Source organism: Luteibacter sp. KNZ12-1A (assembly GCF_056755675.1).
In genome coordinates this window covers 20556-27243 of record NZ_JBPGXU010000053.1, presented here as the reverse complement: position 1 = coordinate 27243, position 6688 = coordinate 20556, and the positions used below count along the sequence as shown (strand labels likewise).

General features: G+C 67.4%; 6 protein-coding genes. 3 read left to right on the top strand and 3 right to left on the bottom strand.

The features are described from left to right. Window positions 1–99 precede the first annotated feature (99 nt). Window positions 100–1020 carry an AraC family transcriptional regulator gene (locus tag ACR9ZJ_RS12015; protein WP_481287869.1) on the bottom strand — a complete coding sequence of 307 codons (921 nt, stop codon included), beginning with the start codon at window positions 1018–1020 and terminating at the stop codon, window positions 100–102. A gap of 36 nt (window positions 1021–1056) precedes the next feature. Then, entirely contained in the window at window positions 1057–1665 is a 609-nt protein-coding gene (locus tag ACR9ZJ_RS12010) for an OmpW/AlkL family protein (RefSeq protein WP_481287868.1), read from the bottom strand. Window positions 1666–1889: 224 nt separating this feature from the next. Here ACR9ZJ_RS12010 and ACR9ZJ_RS12005 point away from each other — a divergent pair, with 224 nt between their 5' ends. Further along, window positions 1890–2231 (top strand): carboxymuconolactone decarboxylase family protein, encoded by a 342-nt coding sequence (locus ACR9ZJ_RS12005; protein WP_426284762.1) that lies wholly within the window; start codon window positions 1890–1892, stop codon window positions 2229–2231. A gap of 45 nt (window positions 2232–2276) precedes the next feature. On the opposite strand, the gene argS is transcribed toward ACR9ZJ_RS12005, so the two are convergent. Further along, the gene (argS, locus tag ACR9ZJ_RS12000) at window positions 2277–4037 is read right to left on the bottom strand and encodes an arginine--tRNA ligase (RefSeq protein WP_481287867.1); all 1761 of its coding nucleotides are present in this window, start codon (window positions 4035–4037) and stop codon (window positions 2277–2279) included. A 102-nt stretch (window positions 4038–4139) separates the two neighbouring features. Between argS and ACR9ZJ_RS11995 the strand changes: the two genes are divergently transcribed. Next, complete coding sequence (locus ACR9ZJ_RS11995) at window positions 4140–5444, top strand: NAD(P)/FAD-dependent oxidoreductase (RefSeq protein ID WP_481287866.1); 1305 nt, start codon at window positions 4140–4142, stop codon at window positions 5442–5444. 135 nt (window positions 5445–5579) lie between these two features. After that, window positions 5580–6677 (top strand): sensor domain-containing diguanylate cyclase, encoded by a 1098-nt coding sequence (locus tag ACR9ZJ_RS11990; protein WP_481280194.1) that lies wholly within the window; start codon window positions 5580–5582, stop codon window positions 6675–6677. Window positions 6678–6688 lie beyond the last annotated feature (11 nt).

The window sequence follows — 6688 nt, the reverse complement described above, 5'->3', positions numbered from 1 at the left end:
CCCCCGCGGCCGCGGCCCCGGCCCCGCCCCCCCCCCACCCCCCCCGGGGGCGCCCCCCACAACAGCCTTCCAACAAGGCCTTCCACCAGGGATGCCTGTTCACCTCAACTGATTGTCCCGCCGGAAGCGGGCCGGCGTGGTGCCCATGACACGTGCGAAGGTCTTGCCGAAGGCCGACTCCGACTTGTAGCCCACGCGATCGGCCACGGCGCCAGCCGTTAGCTCGCCGCGACGCAACAGGTCGCCGGCAAGGTGCATTCGCAACAGGGTGAGCACCTCGTGTGGTGGAACCTTGCCCTTCGCCTCGAAGTGTCTGGCGAAGGTGGCGCGCGACATCGCCGCTTCCGATGCCAGCATCGCCACGGTCCACTCGCGTGCCGGATCGCGCAGCATCGCGAGCACCGCATTGGCGAGCCGCGGATCGCCCATCAACGAGAGCAGCGATGGCGGCAAGCTGCCCTGGCGGAGATGGGCACGCAGGGCGAAAACGAACAAGGCGCGCGTCAACGCCGTCACCACCGACAGGGCGCCGGGCTCGACCCGCGTCACTTCGTCGCGAAAGATGCCGACGATGGCTTCCAACGCGCCCATGCCGTGGTCGTCCGCGAGCCTCGCATGCATGACTTCAGGCAGCGCACCCAGCAGCAGGCGCGCCGCATCGGGCGCGAACGTGAAACGTCCACAGAGCAGGTCCAGGTCGGCTGGCCCCAGCGTGTTCCGCTTGATATCCAATGGACCACGGTTGTCCAGCAGCGGTTCCACGGCCGCCGAACGCGGCCCACCATCGTGAATGCGATGACGAGTCCCCTGCGGAAGCACGACCAGGTCGCCCGCGGCCATGTCCACGGTGACATGTCCCGCCAATTCCAGCCTTGCCGCACCGGAAAGCACGAGATGGAACGGCGCTTCGCCCGGCAAGGCATCCTGATGATCGAGGCTGAAACCTCCCGCGAGGTAACAGCGAACATCGAGGGCGCCTTGCACATTGGCCAGTTCGAGCACGCGGGTAAGAGCATCCATGCCCGAAGTATTCATGGTCACGGCACGGTGGGCAAATCAGAAGCGATATCCCACGCTCACGCCATAGACCCAGGGATCGACGTGAGCCGTGCCGACCGTCGTTCCCGCCACGCTCACCTTGCTGTCGATATCGATGTATCGCGCATCGACGGTGAAGCTCCAGCGCGGGTCCAGCGCGATGTCCACGCCGGCATGCCATGCGATGCCCCAGCTGGATTCGAGATCGATATCGGCGCCTTCCAGCACGCCACGCCCCCTGGCGTCGAAGAACTTCGTGTAGTTCACGCCGGCGCCCACGAACGGCGACACACGCTTGCCGGGCAGGAAACGGTAATTCACACCGATCACGGGAGGTAGCTGCTTCACGCGAACCGCTCGCTGCCCGGATAACCGCGCGTCATGCTGGAACGGCACCGCGGCAAGTGCTTCGATGCTCCACGCGGGGTCGAGCTTGTACTCGATGCTCACGGTAGGACGTGTACTGCTACCCACGCTGGCGGGCATGCCGGCCAGATGGCCGCTGTGCGAGGTGGGATCGACGACATGGATGCCGACATGCAACAGCCATGGCGATTCACTGGACTGGGCGAAGGCAGGCGCGGCGGCGCACAACAGGGTCGCGGTAAGTGTCTTCAGGTAACGCACGGTGGTCTCCTTGAGTGCTTTCCGCGCAAAAGCTACCGCCGATCCTCGCCGATCCCTGCGAATGCGCGCCCCCTGCGACCTTCCGTCCGCCCACGTCACGGGCAGGACTGAGACGATCGAGCCAAACCTTGCGTCGCCGCGGCGTTCACACGCCCCCTGTCCAGGATCATGATGTGCCTGCCGACGACGCATACCGTGCCGCCGGATCATCGGAGGACCATGTCATGCTCGATTGGGTCGAATATCGCAGTCAGTTGATGGGACGTATCGGCGAGATCGCCAAGCTGAGCCCCGGCACCGTGCAGGGCTATCAGGCGCTTTCCGCCGCGGGAGCGAAGACCAACCACCTCGACGCGAAGACACGCGAATTGATCGCGCTCGCCGTCGCGGTGACGACGCGCTGCGACGGGTGTATCACCGTGCATACCGCAGAAGCGCTGAAGAACGGTGCGACGAAGGAAGAGATCGCCGAAGCGCTCGGCGTCGCGGTGGCGCTCAATGCCGGTGCGGCGCTGGTCTATTCGGCGCGCGTGATGGATGCGACCGAAGCTTACTCGAAGGCATGACGGCAGGGGCCGCGGCGGCCGGCGCCGCGGCCCCTGCCCCATCGGCTACATGCGCGGCGGCACGTCCAGGCCGAGCAGGTCCAGCGATGTTTCAAGCACGCGCAGGGCCAGCATGCACAGTCCGAGCCTGGAGGCGCGAACGGCGGGATCGGGTTCGCCGATCACGGCGCACGCCGCGTAGAAGCGGCTGAAACGCTGCGCCACGCCGAATGCGTACTCCGCCAGGATACCCGGCTGCAGTTCACGCCCCGCCTCCGACACGGTGCCAGCGAAACCGAGGCACGACAGCAGCAGGTCGCGCTCTTCGCCCAGGACCGGCACCACCGGTCCCGATGCGAAGCCGGCGGCCTTGTCCAGCAACGAACGCAAGCGCACGCATGCGTATTGCAGGTATGGCCCCGTGCGTCCCTCGAACGCCACCAGGCGATCCGCGTCGAATACATAGCCGGACAGGCGATCGCCGGAGAGGTCGGCGAACTTCACCGCGCCGATACCTACCTGCCTTGCAAGCACCATGCGTCCGGCGTCGTCCAGGCCGGCTCCATGACCGGATTCACCGATACGCGCGGCGGCCCGTTCGATGGCTTCGTCGAGCAGGTCGGTAAGCCTTGCCACACCGCCGTCGCGCGTCTTGAATGGCTTGCCGTCGCGCCCGTTCACGGTACCGAAGCCCGCGTGCAGCAACTCCACGCCGGGCGCGATGCCCGCCTTTCCAGCGGCACGGAATACCTGGGCGAAATGCAGCGCCTGGCGCTGGTCGACCACATACACCACGCGCGCGAGGCCGCTCATGGCGGCGCGCGCTTCCAGGGTCGCCAGGTCGGTGGTCGCATAAAGAGCGGCGCCATCGCTCTTGGCCAACAGCAACGGCGGCACGTCATGGCTATCGCCCGGTTCCGCGACATCGACCACCAGGGCACCGTCGCTTTGGCGTGCCACGCCCGACGCGAGCAGGCGCTCGACCAAGGGCGCGATGGCATCGCGCACGTCGCTTTCCCCGTCCAGCGCGTCGAACACGATGCCCAGCTCCCGAAAATCGGCGACCTGGGCTTCCAGGCTCAATGCGCGCAAGGCGTGCCACAACGCAAGCAGACCCGGATCGCCCGCTTGCAGCGCCGCGGTATCCGCGCGCGCCTCGGCCATCCGCTCCGGGTCCGCCCGGCATGCCGCCGCGGCTTCCGGGTAGAGCCGCTCCAGTTCCCGCAGCGTCACGGGAGGATTCGCGAGGTATGGCTGGCCCGCCGCCGGGTGGAAATAAGCCAGTTCCGGTGCCCGGTGGCGGATCGCGGCGCTCAGCATGCCCATCTGCAAGCCCCAGTCGCCCAGGTGCGCATCCGCGTGCGTACGCCAACCCAATGCCGCGTGGATGCGGCGCAGGCTCTCGCCGAGCACCAGTGAACGCAGGTGCCCCACGTGCAAGGGCTTCGCCACGTTCGGCCCGCCGAAGTCCAGGATGACGAGACGGCCCCGCCCCTCGTCGACGATGCCCAGGCGCTCGTCGGCGACCATGTCGGCGCCGCAGGTGGCGAGGAAATCCATGGACAAGCGCAGGTTGACGAAGCCGGGGCCGGCGACCTCGACGGAAGCGAAGGCCGGATCGCCGCGAAGGCATGAAGCGATGTCCTCGGCGACGAGCCGGGGCGCCCGCCGGAGCTCCCGCGCGCCGCCAAGCGCGCCATTGCATTGCAAGTCGCCCAGTTCGGGGCGATCGGACGGCTGCGCGCGAGCGAGGTGCGCGGGCAAGCCAAGGGATTGAAAGACGACGGCGAGCTTGGCGTCGATCCGCGACACCGGTGACAGGCACATGGAATCTTCTCCGGGGTAGCTTGTTTATATGGCACGGCAGGTCTTCGCAAGCAACCAACGATTTGGCCGCTATGCTGTGTGCAACCATCAGGAGACTCGCTCATGACCGCTTCCAAGCAACCGGGCGCGCATACCGTGGTCATCGTCGGCGGCGGTGCGGCGGGCATCGAACTCGCCACCCGGCTCGGCAAGCGGGGCGACCTCGACGTGGCCCTGGTCGACCGCGATCCCAGCCACTTCTGGAAACCTCGCCTTCACGAACTCGCCGCCGGCCTGCTCGGCGACGGAGAGGAAGCCGTGCCCTTCCTTGCCCACGCGCAATCCCACGGTTATCGATACGAACCCGGTGCCCTCAAGCGGGTGGATACGGAGGCACGCACGATCGACCTGGCGGAAGTACGCCTGCCGCAGACCGACGAATTGATCCTGCCGCCCCGCACGCTTTCCTACGATACCCTCGTGCTCGCCTTTGGCAGCCGCGTGAACGACTTCGGCACGCCGGGCGTGCTCGACTATTGCGACATGCTCGACAGCCCGGCACAGGCCGTCGCGCTGCGCAGGAAGATCCTCGCGCTGGCCCTGCGCGGCGCGGGCGATCCCACCCGGCGCATCTCCATCGGCATCGTCGGCGCGGGTGCCACGGGCGTCGAGCTGGCCGCGGAACTGCACCATGCCTTCAACGACATGCACCGCTACGGCGGCCTCGATTCCGCCTCCAAGCTCGATATCACCCTCATGGACATGGCTACGCGCGTACTCCCCGCCGTGGACCCGCGCACGTCCGCGTCGGCGCAGCGGATACTCGAGCACATGGGCGTGGTGGTACGCGTGGGCGTAGGCGTGAAATCCGTGGAGCGCGGCGCGTTCCACTTGTCCGACGGCAGCACGGTCGACTGCGACATCCAGGTATGGGCCGCTGGCGTCACCGGCCACGACATGGTCCCGGGCCTCGGGCCCTTCCAGTTGTCCAGGGACCGCCGGATCGTGGTCGATGACAGGTTGGCCGCACAAGGCGTCGACCACGTCTATGCCATCGGCGACTGCGCCTTCGCCCCCGCCACGCCTGGCGGTCCCAGCGTGCCGCCCACCGCACAGGCGGCGCACCAGCAGGCCAACTACCTGTCCCGGGCACTGCCGCGCGCGATCCTCGGCGAACCGGTATCGCCGTTCACCTATCACGCCAAGGGCACCCTGGTATCCCTGGGCGAGCGCCAGGCCACCGGCGAACTGCCGTCGGGACCCCGCGGCAAGGCGCCGATCCCCATGCGCGGTTGGCTGGCGAAGATGCTTTATGTCTCCCTCCAGCATATGCATCGCGCCACCCTGCACGGATGGCCACGAGCCACCGCGCTATGGCTGGCGGACTGGCTGCGCAACACGACGCTGCCCCCGGTCAAGCTGCATTAGGCGGGTTCGCCATGGACTCCGATGGGCTCGTGACGCGCATCACTCCCCACGGCCGGGTTAAGCGGTACCGTCCATTACCATCTTCCCTCACGGCCCGCGCCACACGGAGCCCGCCTGGACAGCACGCGCCAGCCCTTGTTCGAAAGCCTCCTGCGGGCCGCCTCGCTCGTGGCGGGCGAGCCGATGACGCTGGCGGACCTGGTCGCCGCCGGCTCCCGGGTTCACTTCGATGTCCGGCAGAAGACGATCCTCGCGGAATTGGCCAAGGTGGCCGAACAGGTGCTCGAACAGCGTAGCCTCGATGTCGAACGCAATGCGGAACTGGCCCGGGAGATCACCGCCGAGAGGGATCTCCGGCGTGGCGCGCAGGAATGGCAGGACATCCTGCGCAATGCGGTCGCATCGGTGGAAGCGAGCGAGCGGCGCTTTCGCCAGCTGTTCCAGTTCAGCCTCGGCCTGATCTGCACGCACGACCTGGACGGCATCCTGCTCTCGATCAATCCCGCCGCGGCGAGGTCGCTCGGCTACCCGATCAACCAGCTGATGGGGCGCCCCCTTTCCGACTTCATGCGGCCGGAGAAGATGCCGCTGTTCCAGCAGTACCTTCAGCGGATCGCCACCACGGGAAGCGACTCGGGGCGCCTGGAACTGTGCGCGGCAAACGGCGAGCTGCGCATCTGGGCCTACCACAACGTGCTCGACGACGATGGCGAAGAGCGCTATGTGCTCGGCCACGCGCAGGACATCACGGAACAACACCGGCAGGAACGGCAATTGCGCGAGTGGTCGCTGAGCGATCCACTCACGCAGTGCTTCAATCGCCGTTACCTGGCCTATCTGGCGGAATCCTCCGTGGATGAACCGCTGGGCTGCATCGCCGTCGACCTCGACCGTTTCAAGGCGGTCAACGATACCTACGGGCACCAACGCGGCGACGACGTACTGGTCGGTGTGGCGCAGTTCCTGCGCAAGCACGTCCGCGACGGCGACGCCGTGATCCGCCTGGGTGGCGATGAGTTCCTGGTCGTCATGCGCGAGGCCGACAACGATCGCCTCGCGGGCCTCGTGGAGCAATTGCGCGCGAACGCGGCGGAGGCGCCGATCGCCTTCACCCTCGGCGCGGCCCTGAAACCTCGTGGAGCGATCCTGTCGGACACGCTCGCCATGGCGGACCGCAAGTTGTACGAGGCACGCGCGGAACGTGCGGACCAGCCGTCGTTCCACGCGCGCTAGGCACTCCTCGC

Bases quoted from the DNA above. Each gene is read 5' to 3' on its own strand.
- ACR9ZJ_RS12015 (WP_481287869.1), bottom strand. From the start codon at position 1,020: ATGGATGCTCTTACCCGCGTGCTCGAACTGGCCAATGTGCAAGGCGCC.
- ACR9ZJ_RS12005 (WP_426284762.1), top strand. From the start codon at position 1,890: ATGCTCGATTGGGTCGAATATCGCAGTCAGTTGATGGGACGTATCGGC.
- argS (WP_481287867.1), bottom strand. From the start codon at position 4,037: ATGTGCCTGTCACCGGTGTCGCGGATCGACGCCAAGCTCGCCGTCGTC.
- ACR9ZJ_RS11995 (WP_481287866.1), top strand. From the start codon at position 4,140: ATGACCGCTTCCAAGCAACCGGGCGCGCATACCGTGGTCATCGTCGGC.